The organism is uncultured Phocaeicola sp. (genome assembly GCF_948499155.1).
Taxonomy (GTDB): Bacteria; Bacteroidota; Bacteroidia; order Bacteroidales; family Bacteroidaceae; genus Phocaeicola; species Phocaeicola faecalis.
This window is the reverse complement of sequence record NZ_CAOOSE010000038.1, coordinates 1-22,030: the sequence shown is the minus strand read 5'-3', so window position 1 is coordinate 22,030 and position 22,030 is coordinate 1. Positions and strand designations below refer to the sequence as shown.

The 22,030-nt window shown below is 41.9% G+C and carries 19 protein-coding genes; 13 read left to right on the top strand and 6 right to left on the bottom strand.

Features of this window, described 5'->3' with window-relative positions:
- Positions 1 to 88: 88 nt before the first annotated feature.
- Positions 89 to 1,477 (top strand): TolC family protein, encoded by a 1,389-nt coding sequence (locus QYT14_RS17655; protein WP_288325391.1) that lies wholly within the window; start codon positions 89 to 91, stop codon positions 1,475 to 1,477.
- 87 nt (positions 1,478 to 1,564) lie between these two features.
- On the opposite strand, the gene QYT14_RS17650 is transcribed toward QYT14_RS17655, so the two are convergent.
- Both QYT14_RS17650 and QYT14_RS17645 read right to left on the bottom strand, forming a co-directional pair.
- Positions 1,565 to 2,821: a DUF4934 domain-containing protein gene (locus QYT14_RS17650; protein WP_288325390.1), complete on the bottom strand. Its 1,257-nt coding sequence runs from the start codon at positions 2,819 to 2,821 to the stop codon at positions 1,565 to 1,567.
- Between the two features lie 200 nt (positions 2,822 to 3,021).
- Positions 3,022 to 3,573, bottom strand: a complete 552-nt coding sequence (locus tag QYT14_RS17645; RefSeq protein ID WP_237039954.1) for a DUF3332 domain-containing protein — start codon at positions 3,571 to 3,573, stop codon at positions 3,022 to 3,024.
- 166 nt (positions 3,574 to 3,739) lie between these two features.
- Between QYT14_RS17645 and QYT14_RS17640 the strand changes: the two genes are divergently transcribed.
- On the top strand, positions 3,740 to 5,128 hold the full coding sequence (locus tag QYT14_RS17640) for an MFS transporter (protein ID WP_237039955.1): 1,389 nt from the start codon (positions 3,740 to 3,742) through the stop codon (positions 5,126 to 5,128).
- A 468-nt stretch (positions 5,129 to 5,596) separates the two neighbouring features.
- Here the strand turns inward: QYT14_RS17640 and QYT14_RS17635 are convergent, their stop codons facing one another.
- The 3 genes from QYT14_RS17635 to QYT14_RS17625 are packed head-to-tail and all read right to left on the bottom strand — an operon-like array spanning position 5,597 to position 8,424.
- The gene (locus tag QYT14_RS17635; protein WP_288325389.1) at positions 5,597 to 6,649 is read right to left on the bottom strand and encodes a DUF4831 family protein; all 1,053 of its coding nucleotides are present in this window, start codon (positions 6,647 to 6,649) and stop codon (positions 5,597 to 5,599) included.
- A 36-nt stretch (positions 6,650 to 6,685) separates the two neighbouring features.
- Positions 6,686 to 8,221 carry an NAD(P)H-hydrate dehydratase gene (locus QYT14_RS17630; RefSeq protein ID WP_288325388.1) on the bottom strand — a complete coding sequence of 512 codons (1,536 nt, stop codon included), beginning with the start codon at positions 8,219 to 8,221 and terminating at the stop codon, positions 6,686 to 6,688.
- A 2-nt stretch (positions 8,222 to 8,223) separates the two neighbouring features.
- Positions 8,224 to 8,424 carry a hypothetical protein gene (locus QYT14_RS17625; protein WP_237039958.1) on the bottom strand — a complete coding sequence of 67 codons (201 nt, stop codon included), beginning with the start codon at positions 8,422 to 8,424 and terminating at the stop codon, positions 8,224 to 8,226.
- Positions 8,425 to 8,698: 274 nt separating this feature from the next.
- Here QYT14_RS17625 and QYT14_RS17620 point away from each other — a divergent pair, with 274 nt between their 5' ends.
- From QYT14_RS17620 to QYT14_RS17570, 11 genes are all read left to right on the top strand, one after another.
- Positions 8,699 to 11,728, top strand: a complete 3,030-nt coding sequence (locus tag QYT14_RS17620; RefSeq protein ID WP_237039959.1) for a TonB-dependent receptor — start codon at positions 8,699 to 8,701, stop codon at positions 11,726 to 11,728.
- Between the two features lie 25 nt (positions 11,729 to 11,753).
- Complete coding sequence (locus QYT14_RS17615) at positions 11,754 to 13,541, top strand: RagB/SusD family nutrient uptake outer membrane protein (protein ID WP_237039960.1); 1,788 nt, start codon at positions 11,754 to 11,756, stop codon at positions 13,539 to 13,541.
- A gap of 35 nt (positions 13,542 to 13,576) precedes the next feature.
- On the top strand, positions 13,577 to 14,413 hold the full coding sequence (locus QYT14_RS17610) for a discoidin domain-containing protein (protein WP_288325387.1): 837 nt from the start codon (positions 13,577 to 13,579) through the stop codon (positions 14,411 to 14,413).
- A gap of 207 nt (positions 14,414 to 14,620) precedes the next feature.
- Positions 14,621 to 15,157 (top strand): hypoxanthine phosphoribosyltransferase, encoded by a 537-nt coding sequence (gene hpt / locus QYT14_RS17605; RefSeq protein ID WP_237039962.1) that lies wholly within the window; start codon positions 14,621 to 14,623, stop codon positions 15,155 to 15,157.
- Between the two features lie 40 nt (positions 15,158 to 15,197).
- Positions 15,198 to 15,770, top strand: a complete 573-nt coding sequence (locus QYT14_RS17600; RefSeq protein WP_237039963.1) for an adenylate kinase — start codon at positions 15,198 to 15,200, stop codon at positions 15,768 to 15,770.
- Positions 15,771 to 15,869: 99 nt separating this feature from the next.
- Positions 15,870 to 17,000 carry a DUF5700 domain-containing putative Zn-dependent protease gene (locus tag QYT14_RS17595; protein ID WP_288325386.1) on the top strand — a complete coding sequence of 377 codons (1,131 nt, stop codon included), beginning with the start codon at positions 15,870 to 15,872 and terminating at the stop codon, positions 16,998 to 17,000.
- A gap of 81 nt (positions 17,001 to 17,081) precedes the next feature.
- Entirely contained in the window at positions 17,082 to 18,260 is a 1,179-nt protein-coding gene (gene obgE, locus QYT14_RS17590; RefSeq protein ID WP_237039965.1) for a GTPase ObgE, read from the top strand.
- A complete protein-coding gene (gene pgeF / locus QYT14_RS17585; RefSeq protein ID WP_288325385.1) occupies positions 18,257 to 19,051 on the top strand; it encodes a peptidoglycan editing factor PgeF in 795 nt (264 codons plus the stop codon). The genes obgE and pgeF overlap by 4 nt, the downstream gene beginning before the upstream one ends.
- Before the next feature lie 36 nt (positions 19,052 to 19,087).
- Complete coding sequence (locus QYT14_RS17580) at positions 19,088 to 19,747, top strand: phenylalanine--tRNA ligase beta subunit-related protein (RefSeq protein ID WP_237039967.1); 660 nt, start codon at positions 19,088 to 19,090, stop codon at positions 19,745 to 19,747.
- A 15-nt stretch (positions 19,748 to 19,762) separates the two neighbouring features.
- Positions 19,763 to 20,386 carry a M23 family metallopeptidase gene (locus QYT14_RS17575; protein WP_288325384.1) on the top strand — a complete coding sequence of 208 codons (624 nt, stop codon included), beginning with the start codon at positions 19,763 to 19,765 and terminating at the stop codon, positions 20,384 to 20,386.
- Positions 20,387 to 20,390: 4 nt separating this feature from the next.
- A complete protein-coding gene (locus QYT14_RS17570) occupies positions 20,391 to 20,582 on the top strand; it encodes a hypothetical protein (RefSeq protein WP_288325383.1) in 192 nt (63 codons plus the stop codon).
- 157 nt (positions 20,583 to 20,739) lie between these two features.
- On the opposite strand, the gene QYT14_RS17565 is transcribed toward QYT14_RS17570, so the two are convergent.
- Positions 20,740 to 21,915 carry a phosphoribosylaminoimidazolecarboxamide formyltransferase gene (locus QYT14_RS17565; RefSeq protein ID WP_288325382.1) on the bottom strand — a complete coding sequence of 392 codons (1,176 nt, stop codon included), beginning with the start codon at positions 21,913 to 21,915 and terminating at the stop codon, positions 20,740 to 20,742.
- Positions 21,916 to 22,030 lie beyond the last annotated feature (115 nt).

The following is a 22,030-nucleotide window of genomic DNA, read 5'->3' as shown; positions in this document are numbered from 1 at the left end:
ATCGTAGGGTGATGCTCAGAATGACAATATGATAGGTTGTTTTAGCTTTGACACCGCCCGGATGTGTGCATAATTAAATAGTATAAGAATGAAAAAACAAATCATTATATCAACTGTCGCAGCCCTCACACTGAGTAGCTGCGGCATATATACCAACTATAAACCTGCAACCGAGGTGCCCGATAATTTGTATGGGGAAGAGGTTGTGGTTGCTGATACGTTGGATAATATCGGCAATCTGAGCTGGAGGGAGGTCTTTACCGATCCGCAGCTTCAGGGGCTGATAGAGCAGGGATTGCAGAACAATACGGATTTGCAGTCGGCACAATGGCGTGTGAAGGAGGCGGAAGCTACCATGCTTTCAGCTAAATTGGCCTATCTGCCTTCTTTCGCTTTGTCACCACAGGGAACAGTTAGCAGTTTTGATAAAGGAAAGGCTGTACAAACCTATACTTTACCGGTTACGGCAAGTTGGGAAATAGATATCTTCGGGCGTATCCGTAATGCGAAACGTCAGGCAAAGGCGTTGCTCGAACAGAGTCGTGACTACAAGCAGGCTGTCCAGACCCAGCTGATAGCCGGTATAGCCAATACTTACTATACTTTGCTGATGCTGGACAACCAACTGGAAATCTCTATCCGGACTGAACAGTCATGGAAAGAAACCGTAGATGCTACCCGTGCCTTGATGGAGGCGGGACTGGCGAATGAGGCGGCTGTTTCACAAATGGAAGCTACATACTATACTATATGCACTTCTGTTCTCGACTTGAAAGAACAGATTAATCAGGTAGAAAACAGCCTTTCGCTGTTATTGGCAGAAGCTCCTCATGCTATTCAGCGCGGTTTACTCGTTGGGGTGGATACATGGAATAGTCCCAACGGTTTACCGAAGAACCTATCAGTAGGTATTCCTGTACAGATGCTTGCCAACCGCCCCGATGTACGTAGTGCGGAACGTTCGCTGGAGGCGGCTTTCTATGCTACTAATCAGGCACGGTCTGCATTCTATCCTTCTATTATGTTGAGTGGAAATGCCGGATGGACAAACTCTGCTGGAAGTATGATTGTTAATCCGGGCAAATTTATAGCAACAGCTATTGGCTCATTGACGCAACCATTATTTAATAAAGGTGCGAATATTGCACAGCTGAAGATAGCCCGAGCCCAACAGGAAGAAGCAAAGTTAAGTTTTCAACAGGCTTTGTTGAATGCGGGAAGTGAAGTCAATGAGGCATTGGTGAAGTATCAGACAGCGCAGGAGAAGTCGGCTTATTATGATAGACAAATTATATCGCTGAATAAAGCTCTTGAGAGCACTTCTCTGTTGATGAAACATGGGAATACTACTTATCTGGAAGTATTGACGGCTCAGCAAACATTGCTCAGTGCGCAATTGAGCCAAGTGGCGAATCGCTTTACAGAGATGCAAGGTATGATAAACCTCTATCAGGCATTAGGTGGAGGACGTGATTAAAATTTAGCATACTGTAATCTTCATAGAGATGAAGAAAGAAAGGCTGCCGAAGTAGTGATACTTATAGGCAGCCTTATTATATTTTATTTATGGTTCTACAATGATGCAAACCGGATTGGAATCTTCATTTATATCCTTCAAAAAACTCAGTTTTCCTTCTTGGGCAGTTTCAGGATGTTCATCCAGCCATTTCTGGATATCTCCAACTTCCTGTAAAGAGGCATATTCTCCTTGTTCCGAGTGTGTTTCTGGAAAGAAAGGCATAAACCGGCTCAAGTCATCAGTTAATCCGGCTTCGTTTTTATTCATATAAGTCTTTCCGGTTGCCTTATCATAGATTCCGGTGAAAGGTATGTTCCGACTATATATTCCTTGTATGCATTGGAATAAGATATTTTGCGGAGTCTCCATGACATATGAAACGGTGATATATTCTTCCGTACCTTCTTTGTCTCCAATCTTATCAGTCGGCAAAGTCCATTTGCCTATATTAAATGTGAGATAGGGTTGCATTTCATTCCCTTTTATCGTAAAGATGGTGTCTTTCAATGCTTCTCTGAAATGGATATCATTTCCGCTATTCCATACGGTGGGGTAATTTACCGGCATATAGTATTTCTTTCCATTTTTAGATTCTAAAATAATCACCCCATTGTAGCCTAACATTCCGAAGGCTTTTTTCCCTGTTTTTCCATGAAGAACTGAGATGGATGCAATATCATTGGGAGTGATAGTTTGCTCAACATAAGGGTTGCTGTTGTTTATAGAGTCTTTTGCTTCCCCTTTTTCGTTAAACCATACCAACTTATTGTTGGAAGAGGGAATTCCAATGGCTTCCCCATAATGGCCGATAATAAGCGAATCGGTAAAAGTGGCACAAAATCCTTGTGTCAGGTTCTTGGGCAGTGTGACTTCTCCCAGAAATGTGCCTTCTTGACTGTATTTGAGCAATTTATTTGGTTGGCGATGAAAGTAAAGAGTTCCGGTTTGGGGATGGACGTAGTACATTGCATTGCTGTATCCTTCCGGGTCATTTCCTCTGTGTCCTATACTGCACAAATATTTTCCTGTCTGTTTGTCGAATGCGAGACAGCGAGAGCCGGTTGTCACCAAGATTTTATCTTTTAGGAGTTTGATGGAGTATGAGTTTCCTATTAAAGAAGAATCAGTCGTTTCCAGCGGTACGTAACGGATGTTTTTTCCTAATTGAGACACCTTTAATTCGGTGAGCTGTTCAATACTGCCGGCGATGTCAATGGCTTTTGAATCGTTGGTTTGACTTGGTTGTGCACAGGAACCTAGTAATAACAGGAGCACAGCACTTAAGATAATTTGCTTTTTCATGGTATTTGGGGTAACTAAAAGGAAAGGGAGTATGTCAAAACTAAACCGGCCTATCCCATCGTCAGCTGTAGGGGCAGGGTTTGCCTGCCCGAAGACACAAAGTAAACTGTTTTCGGGCGAGCGAACCTCGCCCCTACGAACGAAACGACAGCATTATCCACGTTTGGACACAACCCCTTCTTACTATAAAAAAAGTTGTATTAGCGGGCAGCAAAGAATACAGAACTTCCGGCTGCTACTCTTACAGTTGCTACACCCTGAGCATCGGGAGTGACAGTCATTGAGGTACCGTTTTGCATACTGACAGTTGCAGTTCCGTCTTCGTTCATTTTTACCAGTTCGAAGCTTTGTCCGTCGGCTACAGCATTCCAGGTATTGTTGTCCTTGTTGTAAACCAAATCAACAGATTTTTCTTCTCCCTTTTTAGTGATGGTGTAACCATCTGTGTTTGTCTTCACCAAATATTCACCGTTTTCGCCTTTTACTTCTTTCACTTCACCAATAGAAGCCGTAGGGTTGGAACCACTCCAGAACTCGATGGAGTTGAGTACCAAAACGTCTGCCAGGTAAGCGATTTCGTAAACGGGCACAATGTGGAAAGCAACGAAAATAAGTTCGTTTACAAACTTGTTGCTGACTCCTTGGTTCCAATCCTTCAGATTATTCCATAATCCAAAAGAACCGATGCATGATGAAAACATGATGCTTCCACCCAGCATGGCACAAACAACCAATGTTTTATTTCTTTTCATAATTACATAAGTTAAGTTTATAAAAGTCTTTTTCCCGATGACAATTCGGGACTATTCATCTTGCAAAGATAGAACTTTTTTATGGAAATGTTCTTCTCTTCTTAAAAATCTGTATCTTTGTCCATTCGAATATGAAAAACTATTAATCAAAAATCTTATAAAAGAAATGAAAGAACAGATTCAAAAAAAGCTCAACGACTCTAAAGCACTTCGGTGGGGTGTGTTGGTGCTGGTGGCTTTCACCATGTTATGCGGTTATTTCCTGACGGATGTAATGTCGCCTCTCAAAACGATGCTTGAAAAAGAACTATTATGGGACAGCCTTGATTACGGCATCTTTACAAGTGCGTATGGCTGGTTTAATGTTTTCGCTTTCATGCTGATTATCGGAGGTATTATCCTTGATAAGATGGGAGTTCGTTTCACCGGAATGGGAGCCTGTGTTCTGATGGTGCTGGGTTGCGGATTAAAATATTACGCCATTTCAACTACTTTCCCTGTCGGTGATACATTTTTTGGTATGAAGACACAGGTTGGTTTAGCCGCTTTAGGATATGCCATCTTCGGGGTAGGTGTGGAAATTGCCGGTATCACTGTCTCAAAAATCATAGTAAAATGGTTTAAAGGTAAAGAAATGGCTTTGGCTATGGGAATGGAGATGGCTACAGCTCGTTTGGGTACCATGTTGGCATTAGCCGTTACGGTTCCTATTGCTACTTTTTTTGGAATTACTGATGCTGATGGTACTTTCCATCCCAATATTCCGGCTCCGTTGCTACTTTGTCTCATCATGCTTTGTATTGGTACGATAGCTTTCTTTATTTACACCTTTTATGATAAGAAACTGGATGCTTCGTTAGAAGAAGAGGGCGCAGAACCGGAAGAGCCTTTCCGTATGAAAGATATTTGGCTGATTATCACTAATAAGGGTTTTTGGCTGATTGCCATGCTTTGTGTGTTATTCTATTCTGCCGTGTTCCCCTTCTTGAAATATGCCACTGATTTGATGGTACAGAAATACCATGTAGATCCAGAACTTGCCGGAACAATTCCAAGTCTTTTGCCTTTGGGAACTTTGTTCTTGACTCCATTCTTCGGTAATATATACGATCGTATCGGCAAAGGGGCTACCCTGATGATTATCGGTTCTGTTCTTTTAATTTTCGTACATACCATGTTTGCATTGCCGGTACTCAATGTTTGGTGGTTTGCTACTATTGTGATGATTGTATTGGGGATTGGTTTCTCATTGGTTCCGTCGGCTATGTGGCCTTCTGTTCCTAAAATTATTCCCGAAAAACAATTGGGTACTGCTTATGCTCTTATTTTCTGGGTGCAGAATTGGGGATTGATGGGTGTTCCTGCTTTGATTGGCTATGTGCTGAATGAATATTGCAAAGGCCCGGTTGTAGATGGTATGCAGACTTATGATTATACGTTGCCAATGTGCATTTTTGCTTGTTTTGGTGTAGCGGCTTTACTCTTTGCGGTTTGGTTGAAAGCGGAAAATAAGAAAAAAGGATATGGATTGGAAGAAGCTAACATAAAGAAATAGGGCTTCTCCCTTATTATTTAAAAACTCCCAAAAGAAAACTGCTGCAAAGGATTGTGTTGTCAATCGATTGCAGCAGCTTCTTTTTTCAGCCTGTCGGTCTTATGCAAAGAATGCAGTCAACAATAGAATAAAAACGGCTTCGGCTGCTGTGGCCATCATAAATACCTTCTTCACATTTCCAAGGCTTGCTGTCTGAGTAGTTGTATTCATACTTTCATTTTATTAAGTTAGTAAAACTAATATCTTTTCAGTTGTTTTGTGATTGCAAAAATCAGCAATTATTCTGGTAGTTTACTGTCCTAAATGGCTTTTATACTGTTCAAAAAAAACTCGTTAAACTTATTTATATCAACTATTAACAAGTGTATATGGGGCTTTTTCTATAGAACAAAATACTGCCTTTATCCATGGGGCAGTATGCGGTGAATGGATAAAGGCAGTATGTATGATTGGAGCAAATCGAAGTTGTCAGTCTTTGTCTATTTTTACAATTTTTCCGTTATTGGGATCGAAAAGTACTCGTGTGTTTATTTTCTTATTAAATAAATTATCCACTAATACTTCGGTGGTTCCAAACTGTGTAATGAGGAGCTCACCTTCAAAGTATCGTTTGGTGGGGCTGGCAACAGTGACTGATGCCTTGCCCGGGATATTATAGATAACACCGTCCACTTTCTTTTTGTCCTTTGCCTTTTCGTCTGCCGGAGGTAACGTTTCCTGATTGGTGACAGATAAATAGATAGGTTCTCCTGCCAGGTTTTCATCACTTACTACACCCAATTTTTTTGAAAATCGGAAAGCAATTTTATCTTTCATGCTTTCTGTGGGAGTTATGCGGATAGTAAAGGTTTTATCTTCACGGTCGGTTATGCCCGCAAACATTTGCGTCATGGCTTGTTCTTGTTCGTCCAGATTATCCAGCATCAGTTTCAGTGCCGCACCGTCTTTGGGCATATAATCTGCTTGTCCGCGGGTAAGGCTGTTTTTGCTTTCTCGGATATTGTAGATTTCTTTAGCTACCAGTTCGGCCATCTTTGCAGTAGAAGCGGTGCTGAGAATCTCTTCAGTCATAAAGCTGCGCGGATCTATACGTCTTTTGGCTGTATTTGCAATCGGAGTTGCCGGCGCTTTTTCTATCGGTGAAGTCGTATTGATAGCTTTGATAATACCGTCGTTGGTCAGTTCCACTTGCGAAGCGGCACTTTTATCTTTCAGTTTCACTATATATGCATTATCCGGGTCGGGGACACCGATAGCTTTCGCTTTGATACTTTTTATTTCCCAGTAGGTTTCTGGTTGGGCCGAGATGTTCGTCATGCGTAGATACCTGTTGGCATACTGGCATAATTCTCCCGGTGTATAGGTTACTTTGGTAGCCACTACTTCCAGTTCTATTTCGGTTTTGGGCAAGTAATAAACGACACCTTCTCCCATGGTTCCCGGAGTATATTTACTGAAATCCTGTGCAGCACTACTCAATGAAATCAGTATACCTGCTGCAATTATTAATCCTCTTTTCATAATTTCCTTTTCTTATATAGGTAAGGGCAAATATAGCTATTCTTTTGTAAATCCGGCTTTTGTTTCGCTTAATTTCTTCCAAGCAGCAGGAAGTGCTTCTACGATATCACTTGAAGTCATACCTATTTCTCCTTTTTGCTGAGCGGCAATGTCTCCTGCTAAGCCATGTACATAGACACCCAGTCGGGAAGCCTCTTCTTGCGAATGTCCTTGTGACAATAGTGAAAGTAGGATACCGGTCAATACATCACCGCTTCCGGCTGTTGCCATACCGGGATTACCGGTCGGATTGAAATAGCAATTCCCTTCCGGGGTTACCACGGCACTCCAGGAACCTTTTACTACGATGTAGCTTTGCAGATAAGCGGCAAGTTCTTTAGTCTTGACTAAGCGTTCGTAGGTATCCATACACTTTCCGATAAGGCGTTCCAACTCACCTAAATGGGGAGTGAGGATACAGCGTTTCGGCAGTCGGCTTAACCAACTGCGGTGGGTGCTTAGAATATTCAGGGCATCAGCATCCAGTACTAACGGTAGCGGGCAGTTCTGTATCTGTTCCATCATAGCGAGGGCGGTATCTTCTTCTTGCCCCAGTCCGGGACCGATGGCTATCGCTTGATAGCGGTCAATATCGGTCGGCTCAGCAAAATAACGTTCATGTATATCGGTATGTACAATAGCTTCGGGTACAGTAGATTGCATTAAATCATGGTTATGGATAGGAACATGCACTGTCAGCAGTCCGATACCTGAACGCAGACATGCACGGGCCGATAAGATAGAAGCTCCGGCCATGCCATAAGAACCTGCAATTAATAGTCCATGACCGAATGTTCCCTTGTGTGCGAACCGCTTTCTCGGTTTGATAAGGTTACGTATCTCTGCTTCTTCCGTGGTGAAGAAAGAACTTTCTACCGTTTCTATAAATTCAGTCTTCAATCCGATATTCAATAATTCCCATTCGCCTACAATATCTTCGTTTTCAGGGAAGAAAAACGAAAGTTTGGGCAATTGGATACTAAGCGTCACATCTGCACGCATGATACTTTGCCTTATATTATAGGTGTTGTCTTCTCCCATTAATCCTGAGGGAATATCGATGGCTACTACCGGCGATTTGGAAGCATTTATATACTTCACTACCGCGGCAAATCCTCCGTTTAATGGCTTGTTGAGGCCGGAACCGAATAGTCCGTCTACTACCAGATGCTTTTCTGTCAGTACAGGAGGATCAAATTTTGTACTTACTTCTGTAAAGTAGACAGAGCCACATTCTTTCAGGCGGGCAAGGTTGATTTGGCACTCTTCGGATAATTCTCCTTTGGTATTGAACAGGAAAACCTCTACCCGATAGTTCTGTTGTGACAGCAGTCGTGCTACGGCTAATGCATCTCCTCCATTGTTTCCGGGGCCGGCAAAAACGACGATATGGAAAGAGTTATTCCAACGGCGCATAATGGCACGTGTCAGTTCATGGGCAGCTCGTTCCATCAAGTCAATGGAGGCTATGGGTTCATTGGCTATAGTGTATTTGTCCAGCTCTTTTAGATGGGTACTCGAAATAATTTTCATATTCAATCTCTTTTGTTTGGATGTGCAAAGATAACACTATTTACAGAAAGAGGTTGTGAGAAAACTTCGATACTTAGAATAAAAATACTAAGTTTGTAAACAGCATTAGTTATCAATGCTTTAATAATAACTATTTTAGTCCTTTTGCTTGGAACCAAGCATTCTAATTTCGGCAAAGATAAATATTTTCTTTTAATATCCATATATCCTTTGCTTTCGGCTTGTTATAAAAATGAACCTACGTGATGATTGCCTTCTTCCTTAGATGTTTGTTATTACCTTTTTACAAAAAATATCAATAATGTGCTGTATTTAATATTTGTATTTGTATATTTGCATCCAAAATATAATTGTACTTAAAAAATAATCAATTTATTAATTTTAAAACATGTGTAAAGGCAAAAACTTATTACAGAGCGGGCGTGGACAAACGCATTTTATTCAATTAACAGTAAACACATCCTTAAATTAAAATCTATGAGAAGAGAGCAACTTAAATTAGTAAGTGCGATACTACTTTTATCTGGTTTTTCTACCGGATTTATGCAGGCAGCGCCTCACGCAGCAGCTACAGGAGTATCTATCGTGCAGCAGGACAATACCTGTACAGGTGTTGTATTGGACCAAAATGGTGAATCCGTTATCGGAGCTTCAGTCGTTGTAAAAGGAACAACCAATGGAGGTATTACTGGTATAGACGGAGATTTTATCATTTCTAACGTGAAGAAAGGCGATGTAATCGTTATCTCGTTTGTGGGTTATGCAGAACAGCAGATTGTGTGGGACGGCAAGCCGATGAAAGTGATTTTGAAAGAAGATACCGAGACTTTGGATGAGGTAGTGGTAGTAGGTTACGGTGTACAACGCAAGAGTTCTATCACCGGTTCTATCGCTTCTGTAAAATCAGACAAATTGAAGACGGTTACTACTCCAAGTGTGGCCAATATGTTGCAGGGTAAAGTTGCCGGTGTAGTAGTTACACCTACTTCCGGTCGACCGGGTGCCGGTGTAAGTATCCGGGTACGTGGTACCGGTTCACTTCGTGGTAATACAGAGCCTCTTTGGGTTATTGATGGTGTAGTAGGTGATGCCATGGCTGATTTGAACCCGAATGATATTGAAAGTATCTCTATTTTGAAAGACGGTTCGGCTACGGCACTTTACGGTTCTCGTGGTGCTAACGGTGTAGTACAGGTTGTTACTAAACGTGCCACTACCGGTGGCTCTTCTTTTGATGCTTCTGTGAAGTTCGGTATTTCTCAATTGCAAAAGGGTAACCTTGAAATGATGAACGGTGCCGAATATTATGATTATCTGGTTACCGCTTATACCAATGCCGGAACATTACAAGACCAACAGTGGCTTCAGCCTTATTTGAAGGAACAGAATTTTGACTGGTGGGATTTTGCTACACAGAATGCTCTGACACAGAACTACAACATCGGATATAAGTATGGTAATGACCGAATAAAATCTTATATTTCTGCTGACTATTATACAGAAGAAGGTGCTATCAAAGGATATGATTATGACCGTTTCACGTTGAGAGTGAACACTGATTATATTGTTAATGACCGTTTGACATTGAGAGCCAAATTGTCTACCAGCTATAAGGAGACATTCGATCAGCAGTATGGTTTGTCTCACACTAGCTATACTCCATGGGATACTCCCTATGACTCTCAGGGCAATGTAAAAATCGGAACAGAAGGCCGACCGAGTAAAGAAGATGCTGCAACTGCAGACCCACGTGATTACTGGTATTCTGACGGAAGCTCCAACTGGCTGTACAACAATCGTTTGAACTGGGGTAAGTCACGTTCTAACGCTATGGATATCGGTGTCGGTTTCGACTATAAAATTTTTGATTGGTTGACTTTTGTTTCTAATAACAAAGTGGGATTGAGCAATAGTTATGGTGAGAATTACTATGACCCGATGGCAGTGGGACAAGAATCACTCCAGGGTACTATCTACAACAGTAATTCTAATGTCCGTACCATTTATACCAGCCAGTTGCTTCGTTTCTTAAAGACTTTCAATGATGTACACGAAATCAACGCGTATTTGGGTTATGACTACGATGAATATCGTTATTATAGCATGACCGGTCAGGCTTCACAGATGTTCCAAGGTAATGAAATTCTGAACGGTGGTGTGGCTAATCCTAAAGTGGGCGGTACTAAAGTTGAGAAGAAAAATGCCGCTTATTATTTTAACGGTAACTATTCTTACGATAATAAATACCTCTTTCAGGTAATGTTCCGTGTAGACGGTTCATCACAGTTTGGTTCTAACAAACGTTGGGCTCCTTTCTGGTCTGTCGGTGGTGGTTGGAGTATGCATAAGGAAGAATTCATGAGTAATCTTAAATGGGTGAATGAATTGAAACCCCGTATTTCTTATGGTATTTCCGGTAACTTACCTGATGGTGCTTATGAATGGGCTACCATGCTGGCTAGTACTACACAATATGGTAGCAAAGTGGGTTTGTATTCCAATTACTTGGGAAATCCCGACCTCTCTTGGGAAGAAACAGCTACTTTAGACTTCGGTTTGGATGTACGTTTGTTTGATCGTTTAAGCATTGTATTTGACTACTATCACAAAGATGTAAAGAATCTTATTTATTTGAAACACTTGCCTGCTGTAACAGGTTATAACCGTCAGACTGCCAATAATGGTAAAATGACGAATCAAGGTTTTGAAGTGACTGTTACTCCTGAAATCATCAGAACGAAAGACCTTTATTGGGATGTTAGCTTCAACTTAGGCTATAATAAGAATGAGATTACTTACCTTCCTGACGGTGATGAACTTACATCACAGGCAACAGCTGTGGGTTATCCTTACAGAAACTGGTATTTGCGCGAATGGGCAGGTGTGGATTCACAAACGGGAACTCCATTGTGGTTTAAGGTAGATGAAGAAGGCAATAAGACAGTTACCGGTGATTACAACCAGGCAACTCGTGTATTGTTGGATGAAGTGCCTACTCCTAAATTTAATGGTGCTATCAGCACGAATTTGACATGGAAAGGTTTCACTTTGAACGCTAACTTTACATTTGCTACCGGAGCTAAGATTTACAATGGACAGCGTGCCGGTGCACTTGACCGTGACTGCGGACGTAACTCTCAGCCGCCTATGAAATTGAAAGACGGATGGAGCCGTTGGGAAAAACCGGGTGATATCGCTACACATCCTCAGTTGATTGATGGTGGTAATAACGGTGCCGATAGAGAATCTACACGCTATTTGGAAAACGGTGACTATTTTAAATTGAAATCTCTTTCTTTAGCTTATAGCTTCCCGAAACGTTGGTTGGAACCATTGGGCGTGAAGTCTGCTAATTTGAGTGTCGGTGGTGAGAACTTGTTTACCATTACCAGCTTCTCAGGACAAGACCCGGAAATCCTGTACTCTTCAGATTATAATGGTAGTGCCGGAAGCTTCGGCTATCCTACAGTAAGACGCTTTACTTTAGGATTGAGTGTTCAATTCTAATTTCTAATATCTAAATGAAAACATTATGAAAATAAAATATATACTAGGTGCCATGGGAATGGCGTTCGGAATGACCGGATGCAACCTGGACATTACCATGTATGATGGTGTGATGGAGGAACAATTCGACAATAAGAACCTCCTTGAACTGTCTCAGGGAAGTTATCGCTTGTTGAAAAATGACGGTGGATTGATTGACAACGGATACTATTTTTGGGCTTTCGGTGCTGATGATGTTACTTGGAACGGAACTTCAACCGGTGCAACTTTTAAATTGTATGATTATAGCCGAAACATTGCCAGCTCTACCACAGAATATACTTGGGAGCTCGGTTATCGTGTAATCGGTAACTGTAATAAGATTATTGAAATTGTTCAAGGATTGGGTAATGAAAGCACTCGTGAGCAAACCATCATGATGGGTGAAAACTATTATTTGCGTGCATTGAGCTACTTCTTGCTGGTTAATGAGTTTGCACAGCCTTATTCTAATAATCCGACACAGAATCCCGGCTTGCCTTTGAAATTGACAAGTGACCCGAATGATTTGCCTCAAAGTCGTTCTACTGTTGCCGAAGTTTATGATCAGGTGGTTCTCGACTTGAAGGATGCTATCACTTATCTGACACTGCAGCAAGGAGAGACTCCCAAATCAAACATCTATGCTACTAAAGAAGCTGCTGAAGCTCTGTTGGCTAGAGTCTATCTCTATATGGAGAATTGGGACGGTGCATGGGAAATGGCTAACAATGTAATTACATCAGGACGTTTTGAGTTGGAAAGAGGAAACCGCTTTGCTACTTATTCACAACTCATTCCTGAAGACAACAAGGAAACCATTTTTGCAGTACGTCGTACACTTGACAAAGATGACGATGGATACAGCCGTATGGGTAGTATGTACATCCGCATCGATGGTTCCGGTTGGGAAGAAATGTCTCCTTCTTCAAGATATTTGGAACTGTTGGAGCTGCATTTGAATGATAACAATATGCCTCAGGACTTGCGTAGCAAATTTATTGTGAAGAGATATGTAGAAGATGGCGTAGGCGACTATACTCCAGTTGGATATCCCAACAATGTATACGAAGACTGGACATTTGCTTATGCTGTTAAGCAAGCTAACACAGCCAACTATGAATACAAACAGTTGGATGTAGAAAAGCAGGCTGACGGTACATTCCTTATTACCAAAGACGCTTCTAAATTCCAAAGTGCTACCATCCAAGAAGAAGCCTACAATACAGGTACTCGTTACTATGTCGTAGGTCAGGACGGTAACAAGCATATAGGCCGTATCGAACCTAAAGTGTTTGATGCTTCCACTAAGCGTGGTAAGTCTTCTCTTTTCCTTGTTTATGCTATCAACAAATGTTCTTATCAGGAACAGAGCAAACATTTGTGGTCGCCCATCATCTCTCGTTTGGCTGAAATGTATCTGATACGTGCCGAAGCTAATTATGAAAAGGGTGGTTCCGTACAAGCTACGTTGGATGATATCAATATTCTTCGTGATAGAGCAGGTATACCTGAATGGACAATGACAAACATAGCTACTGCTGAAAATGGAAGTCCGAAAGATGTTCATAAGATTATTGAAGAAGAACGCATGCTGGAACTTGCATGGGAAGGTCATCGTCGTTTCGACGTATTCCGTTGGCGCTACACTATGGATAGAAGATATCCGGGAGGACATACCATAGCTCAGGGTGATAAATTCTATGAAATTCCGTATAACTCGCCATCGGTATGTGAGTTCATTCCACAGCTTCAGTATGATGCTTATCCTTACAAGTTGGAACAGAACCCCTAACAAAACAGATTTACTAATTTAAAATGGATATACAAATGAAAAAAATATCATATTTACTTTTGCTCTTTTTATCGGCCATTGTTTGCGGATGTTCCGAATATGAGCAACCGTATGTCGGTTATATCGTTGTAGAGCGTGCCGTGCTAGACGCTGCTGCCAATTCCAGTGCTACTGTAACCGCAGATACGGATATCTCTTCTGCCATTGTCGTTGACAATGTAGATGCAGATTGGTGTCAGGTGTCAGTAAACGGTAAGGAGATTACTGTGACTGCAACTTCTGCCAATACAGACAGCAATTATCGTACTGCTACTGTCAGTGTAAGATCCGGCTATCGCCAGACTACTTTCACTGTATTGCAGAAATATAACGGACAAGAATTTTTGCAGTATGACTGGACTCGTTGGACAGCTACCGGTAATGGTGTTGAAGCCGGTGACGGTGGTGGATATGCCAGCTTGTTTAATGAAAACCGTGCAACATTCTGGCACAGTCCGTACAGCTATTCAGTTCCTCTTCCTTATATCTTGGAAATTGATATGAAAGAAGAACAAGAATGTGCTATGTTCCATATTGGTAGAAGATATTATTCAAATGGTAACAATTACGGTACTGTTAAGAATATGAATATTTATGTCAGCACCGATAATGAGAACTTCGAAAAAGTCGGTGGATTTACATTCTCATTGCCATGGACTGCACCCGACGGAACTGTAGTAACCGGCTTTACCAGTCCGTTGATTCCGGCTTATGAAGAAGTTGTATTGCCTTCACCGGTGGTTGCCCGTTATATTCGTTTGGAAATAACAGAAACCAATACATCGAATAACACTTGTCAGGTTTCATATCTGAAAGTCTTTGAAAAAATCTAAGACTTTCATTTGAATTCCTCTGAATAATAAAAGAGGATGTCGTGAACATTGGTTTCCGGCATCCTCTTTTTTATTGAGGCATACCTTTGCTGACAGAACATAATCCCTTCATACGCTGACTCGTAATCCTCCTCACAAAACGGCTGTTAGATTTCATAAAATCGAATTAAAACACTATTTTTGCACCAATTTAATAAAAATACGGTTATGGATACCATTCAGATAAAAGACAAGCGCTTCACGACTTTCATTCCAGAAGAACGGATATTGAGAGAAGTAGAACGGGTAGCGAGTGAGATTAACCGGGATTTAGAAGGTACGAATCCCCTGTTTCTAAGTGTGCTCAACGGTTCGTTTATGTTTGCAGCCGATTTAATGCGTAACCTTACCATTTCCAGTGAGATATCTTTTGTGAAACTGGCTTCGTATGCCGGTACTTCGTCTACCGGGAAAGTAAAGGAATTGGTTGGCTTGAATGATGATATCGAAGGCCGTACAGTGGTGATTGTAGAAGATATTGTAGATACGGGAGTGACAATGAAGCATTTGTTAGAGACACTTCAAGCAAAGAACCCGAAGGAAATCCGTATCGCCACATTGTTGTTGAAGCCCGATAAGCTGACGGTAGATTTGGATATACATTATATAGCTATGCGTATTCCTAATGATTTTATTGTCGGTTATGGCCTTGATTATGATGGGTTGGGGCGCAATTATCGTGATATCTATACTGTAATAGAGTAAGAATTATACAACTAAATATAAAAATAAAAGGTAAAACAAGATGTTGAACATTGTAATTTTCGGTGCTCCGGGTTCAGGTAAAGGTACTCAGAGTGAACGTATTGTAGAGAAATTCGGTATTAATCACATTTCAACAGGAGATGTGCTTCGTGCAGAAATCAAGAATGGTACAGAGCTGGGTAAAACTGCTAAAGGTTATATTGACCAGGGTCAGTTACTTCCTGATGAGCTGATTATCGACATTCTGGCTAGCACATTGGATGGTTTCAAGGATAGCAAAGGTGTTATTTTCGACGGTTTTCCCAGAACGATTGCTCAGGCAGAAGCGTTGAAGCAGATGTTGTCGGAACGCGGACAGGAAGTTTCTATTATGTTAGATCTTGATGTTCCCGAAGACGAACTGATGACTCGCTTGATTAAACGTGGACAGGAATCAGGCCGTGCAGACGATAATGAAGAGACAATCAAGAAACGCCTTACTGTTTACCATTCTCAGACAGCTCCGCTGATTGACTGGTATAAAAAGGAAGGTAAATACCAGCATATTAATGGCTTGGGTGATTTGGAGACAATTACGCAGGATATTTGTAAAGCTGTTGATGTAGTGAAGTAAGTTATATCTTATCGTATAGAATAAAAAGAGACTCAACAATAGATTGAAAATATCTTTTGTTGAGCTTCTTTATTTTATGAACCTTTAATTTAAATACGTATGAAAACAAAATCATTGTTAGTGGAATTTTTCTTCTTGATATTCCTCTCGAACACTCTATTCGCCCAACAAGATAAAAATATCCAGATTGCTTGCAAAAACTATTCCATAGAGTCTGCTGTGCGCTTTATGGAAATGGCAGAAAAAGCGCAAAACGGCATATTGCCTGACGATGAAGCATGGAGGCAATTATTTGCTACGGAAGGTTACCATTGTTTCTTTTCGGCTTGTCGTGATTCATTAGAATGGCAACAAAATATAAGGACAGCGTTTCAAGTGGTGTTTGATAAGTCACAACAAGCCCGACTCGACAGTGTCGTTAGTCAACCTCTTAATGGAAACGGCCCTTTTCTGAATAACTTTATAGTGAATTTTAATTCTTTGAAGAATCGGCTTGATGTTCTGAATACCTTCATTCATGATACAGATTTCAGTATGCTGTTACATAAAGCTCATGCAAAAGCTCTTCAATACTTACCCGCACGCATCAATGACCTGCATCCTACCTTTACAAAATTTTATTTTCTTTCTTGGGATCTTGAAGACCGTACATGGAGCAATGGCATTTATTTTGATTTAAATACTTGTTATGAAGATGGGGAAGAAGGTTTGATAAACGTTATGGCACACGAACTTCATCATCATTATATGGGGGCTTTGCTGGAGGACCGGTTCAAAAAAGATCCCAAAGATGCAGCTCTTTGGGCAATTATTGTCAACCAGCAGGAAGGTACTGCCGACATCATTAACAAGCAGAAAATGCCAGTTGAAAAATTGGGACTTTATGGGCCTATGATTGTAAAGATTTATAATGATGATTATAATGCTTCCCCTGAAGTATTAAAACAGCTTGACAATTTGACTTGCGATTACCTTGCCGGAAAAATTACCGAAAAACAATATGAAGAAGCTCGTCAGTGTGCCCATTTTGGTGGACATACTACCGGAGATTTCATGGTCTTTCTTATCCGTGATCAATTGGGCTTGCAGGCTGCCATCGACTGTTTCTGTGATTTTCCTGCTTTTATCCGTCGTTACAATGAAGCGGCAGTTAAGGCAGATACGTATGTCTTTTCCGATACGTTTGTAGAGCATATAAATAAGGTGTGCCAAGAAATGGAAAAAGAATAAATACTTGTTTCTGTTAAAAAACTTGAGGAAATCGACTGAAATCACTATTTTTGCACTCATTATCTCAAACTGTAGAAGAAAATGGCTGAATCGAATTTTGTTGATTATGTGAAGATATATTGCCGTTCGGGAAAAGGCGGACGAGGCTCTACGCACATGCGTCGTGAAAAATACGTGCCCAATGGTGGCCCCGATGGTGGCGATGGTGGTAGAGGAGGTCATGTTATTTTGCGGGGTAACCGCAATTACTGGACATTGCTTCACTTGAAATATGACCGTCATGTGTTTGCCACTCACGGTGGAAACGGTTCTAAAAATAAGAGCTTTGGTAAGGATGGTGAAGACAAAACCATTGAAGTGCCTTGTGGTACAGTGGTTTACAATGCCGAGACCGGTGAGTATATTTGCGATATTACTGAAGACGGACAAGAAGTTGTTTTGCTGAAAGGCGGGCGAGGAGGTCTGGGCAACTGGCATTTCCGCACAGCTACCCGTCAAGCGCCGCGTTTTGCACAGCCGGGAGAACCGATGCAGGAACTTACGGTCATTCTTGAATTAAAATTATTGGCGGATGTCGGTTTGGTAGGTTTTCCGAATGCAGGTAAATCGACTTTGCTTTCCACTGTGTCGGCTGCACGTCCCAAGATTGCCAATTACCCCTTTACTACGCTTGAACCCAATTTGGGTATTGTGTCTTATCGCGAAGGAAAATCTTTCGTTATGGCAGATATTCCCGGTATTATTGAGGGAGCCAGTGAAGGTAAAGGGTTGGGACTCCGCTTCTTGCGACACATTGAGCGTAACTCGTTATTGCTTTTCATGGTGCCCGGAGATACAGACGATATCCGAAAAGAATATGATATATTGCTGAATGAGTTGGCTACCTTCAATCCCGAGATGCTGGACAAGCAACGTGTATTGGCTATCACCAAATCCGATATGCTGGATGAGGAGTTGATTAATATGCTTGAACCGACCCTTCCCGATAACGTTCCTCATATCTTTATATCTTCTGTCACAGGCATGGGTATCCAACAGCTGAAGGATATGCTGTGGACAGAACTGAATAAGGACAGTAACCGCTTGGAAGGTGTTCGTACCGAAACGATTGTCCATCGTGCCAAAGATGTGGCCAAACTGCAAGAAGAGTTAAAGGCTATGGGTGAAGACGAAGACTTTGAGTTCGAATATGAGGACGATGACGATGATGACTTTGACTATGAATATGAGGAAGAAGACTGGGACGAAGAAGAGAAATGAAACGGCTGACATCAGATAATAAAATGTTGGGATATGAGCTGATGAAGGCATATCCCAACATTTCTTGTTTTTCTACTACACGCCATGGAGGGTGTAGTGAGGGTAATTATGCCTCTTTTAATTGCACCGGATACTGTGGGGATGAGGCAGGACATGTGCAGAGGAATCGTGACATATTGTGTGAACTTTTGCCACAGAAGCCTTTAGAATTAATCATTCCTCATCAAACGCATAGCACCAATATCTGTGTAATTGATGATACTTGTATCGGAATGTACGGAAAGGAGGCGTTGGAAGATATTGATGCTGTCGTAACGCAACTTCCCGGCTATTGCCTTTGCATTTCGACGGCCGATTGCATCCCTGTGTTGCTTTATGACTCGACAAAAAAGGTTATTGCTGCTGTCCATGCCGGTTGGCGAGGCACGGTGGGCAAGATTGTGGCAAAAACTCTTGCGACAATGAAGGAGCGGTATGCTTCGGAAGGGCAGGACATAAAGGCTTGTATCGGTCCGGGCATCTCACTTGCCGCTTTTGAAGTAGGCGATGAGGTGTATGAGGCCTTTTGTGCTGCCGGTTTTGATATGCAGCGCATCGCCCGTAAAGAAGAAAAATGGCATCTTGATTTGTGGGAAGCCAACCGTTTGCAGTTGCTTGACCACGGTGTAAAAGAGGAGGCTATAGAGGTAGCGGGTATTTGTACCTATCAAAATTACCGCGATTTCTTTTCAGCCCGTCGCCTAGGGATTCACTCCGGGAGAATTTTATCGGGCATCATGTTGCATCGCTGATATGGCAGAAGATTGAAATCTAAAAGAAAATGAATTATGAAAATAGAAGTATCATCTGAAATAAGAACAGCTTGTCCGGCTTTTGCCGGAGTTGCCATCTCTGCTAAAGTGGTGAATACGGCATACAATGAAGAACTGTGGCAGAAGATAAATGAGTTTACTGTCCGTTATCGTGAAATGTACACGACGGATTCCATCAAGGATATGACGACTATCCATGCCACCCGCGAGGCTTACAAGAAGTGTGGCAAAGATCCCAGCCGCTATCGTCCTTCAGGAGAAGCGCTATGTCGCAGGATACTTCGCGGACTCGCACTATATCAGATAGATACATTGGTAGACCTTATTAATTTGGTATCTATTCGTTTTGGCTATTCTATTGGAGGTTTTGATGCGGATAAGATAGTCGGCGATACCCTTATTTTGGGCATCGGTAAGGCCGGAGAACCCTATGAGGGCATTGGACGTGGAGAACTGAACATAGAGGGGATGCCTGTTTATCGTGATGCTGCCGGTGGAATCGGGACACCCACCAGTGATAACGAACGTACAAAACTAGAATTGGGTACAACTCATTTGCTTACCATTATTAATGGTTATAGCGGGAAGGAAGGACTTCGGGATGCTGCCGACTATATGGTTGAGTTGCTAAAAGAATTTGCATCGGCAGAAGATATCGAACAGATTGAATTTTAAATACTAAAATAAACCATGAAAAGAGGCGCATTCATCCTACTATTATTCATCCTAACCATTGCGGCTTGGGGAGGGGAGCCTGCAAAGAACTTTACTGCTATGGAAATTAACCATATACGCGTAAAGACACCGGGTTTGTTCTCTGGGCGGAAAAGCATTAGTCTCCATTTGGACAGCCTGCAAGGAAGTGAATTCTGCTTTCCGCTTCCGGGTGGGAAGGTCATTTCTTCTTACGGAGGACGTCGCGGTCACAGTGGAATTGATATCAAGACAAAAGCGAATGACACGATTCGGTGCATATTCGATGGGGTTGTAAGAATGGCAAAACCCTATGCGGCTTATGGAAATGTGATTGTAGTGCGCCATGCCAACGGATTGGAAAGTATTTATAGTCATAACGCAAAGAATCTGGTGAAATCGGGAGACGTAGTAAAAGTCGGAACACCTCTTGCTCTTACCGGCAGAACAGGGAGAGCCACCACGGAACATCTTCATCTGGAGTTTCGGATAGACGGCCAACACTTTAATCCCAATCTTGTTCTTGATTTAAAAGAACGTACCTTGCGTAAAGATGAACTCATCTGTACAAAGCTCGGCAACAGAATAACGGTAAAACCTAAATTGATAAATAAACAATAAGACGATGGACATAGAAAAAGCAATTACCGATGGAATCGTTTTCAAAGGCAGAAAGTTGCCCAATGGAAAGAATGAAGAAAAAGTGAAAACGAAGGCGAAGAAGAAAAGTTATATCACCGGACTTCATGGTTCGGGCTCGGCCAAGATGAAAGCAGATATTCGTAAGAAACGCGCCAATCGCCATAAAGGGAAGTAAAATAGTTAGCGTCTTGTTAATTATTAGATGTTACAGATTGTAACTATAACATTTAAAAGGGCCGTATCAAACTCCGTTTTGAGTAATGATACGCCCCTTTCATTAGCCTTTCCGGATGTTCAAGGGAAACTCTTCCGACCGGCTTTTCGATAAATTATTAATGGTGGAACAAGCGGACACCTGTAAATGCCATGGTAATTCCATATTTGTCACAAGTATCGATAACATGATCATCGCGTACGGAACCTCCGGCCTGTGCAATGTACTCCACTCCGCTTTTATGCGCGCGTTCTATGTTGTCGCCAAATGGGAAGAAAGCGTCCGAACCCAGTGAAACTCCTTTCATTGTATCCAGCCATGCGCGTTTTTCTTCACGCGTCAGTACTTCAGGTTTTTCGGTAAAGAATTGTTGCCAAACTCCGTCAGCCAATACGTCATCGTGGTCTTCGCTGATATACACATCAATAGTATTATCACGGTCGGCACGGCGGATTTTCTCTACCCATGGCAGATTCATTACTTTCGGGTGTTGGCGCAGATACCAGATGTCAGCCTTGTTGCCTGCCAGTCGGGTGCAATGGATACGGCTTTGCTGTCCGGCACCGATACCGATAGCTTGACCGTCTTTCACATAACACACAGAATTACTTTGTGTATATTTTAAGGTGATAAGGGCGATAATCAGGTCGCGTTTAGCCTCTTCCGTGAAGTGTTGGCTCTTTGTCGGAATATTAGTCAGCAAGCTTTCGTCCAGTTTGATTTCGTTACGTCCTTGTTCAAAAGTAATACCAAACACATCCTTGTGCTCAATGGGAGCAGGACGGTAAGACGGGTCAATCTTGATGACGTTATAAGTACCTTTACGTTTGTTTTTCAAGATTTCGAGCGCTTTAGGCGTATAGTCGGGAGCAATGACACCATCCGATACTTCACGGTTGATGAGCCGTGCGGTTGCTTCGTCGCATGTATCGCTTAAAGCAATGAAATCTCCGTAAGAAGACATACGGTCGGCGCCTCGTGCACGCGCGTATGCTGTTGCCAATGGGGTGAGAGGAGGGTCGTCTACAAAATAAATTTTCTTCAGTGTTTCACTCATTTCTATTCCGACAGCAGCTCCGGCGGGGCTGACGTGTTTGAAAGATGCAGCCGAAGGTAGTCCGGTGGCTTCTTTGAGTTCCTTTACTAACTGCCAGCTATTGAATGCATCCAGAAAATTAATATATCCGGGGCGTCCGTTCAATACTTCGATGGGCAATTCTCCTTCTTGCATAAAGATGCGTGACGGCTTTTGATTGGGATTGCAGCCATACTTTAATTCTAATTCTTTTGCCATAATTTTATGTATTTCAGTCTATTGAATTTTCATTTGGACAAAGATAAAGTTTTTTGAAGAAAAAAATTGCTTTTAATAAAACTTTCGTATCTTTGCCCCTGATGAAAGCACATTT